Source organism: Mesorhizobium sp. M2E.F.Ca.ET.209.01.1.1, from assembly GCF_004010375.2.
Lineage (GTDB): Bacteria > Pseudomonadota > Alphaproteobacteria > Rhizobiales > Rhizobiaceae > Mesorhizobium.
This window is the reverse complement of record NZ_SADP02000996.1, coordinates 1-302: the sequence shown is the minus strand read 5'-3', so window position 1 is coordinate 302 and position 302 is coordinate 1. Positions and strand designations below refer to the sequence as shown.

The following is a 302-nucleotide window of genomic DNA, read 5'->3' as shown; positions in this document are numbered from 1 at the left end:
CAGCATTTCCCATGTTTCGCCGATGGCTGTCGCGCTGTTCGGCAAGAAGGTCGGCGATGTGGCTGCCGTAAACGGCAAGGAATGGGAAATCGTCAAGCTCTCCGACAAGGCTGAGAATTAGCGGTCGGCCTACTTTGCAAGCCTTCGCAGTTCAGCCTCGTATTTGTCCATGACAACCCGAGCGGCGTTCATTTGCCGCTCATGATTGTCGTGGCGGACCGGCCTTGGAATGAGGCCGTCGTCGGTTTCGGTGATCTGGAACTCATCCCCAACCGAAGGTCCAAGCTGTCAAGCAATTCGCG

At 56.6% G+C, this 302-nt stretch carries 1 protein-coding gene; it reads left to right on the top strand.

Annotated features, from left to right (window positions below; genetic code table 11):
- A partial coding sequence (locus tag EN852_RS38835; protein ID WP_189546622.1) for a GreA/GreB family elongation factor occupies nt 1–121 on the top strand: 121 nt, incomplete at its 5' end.
- Nucleotides 122–302: the final 181 nt, after the last annotated feature.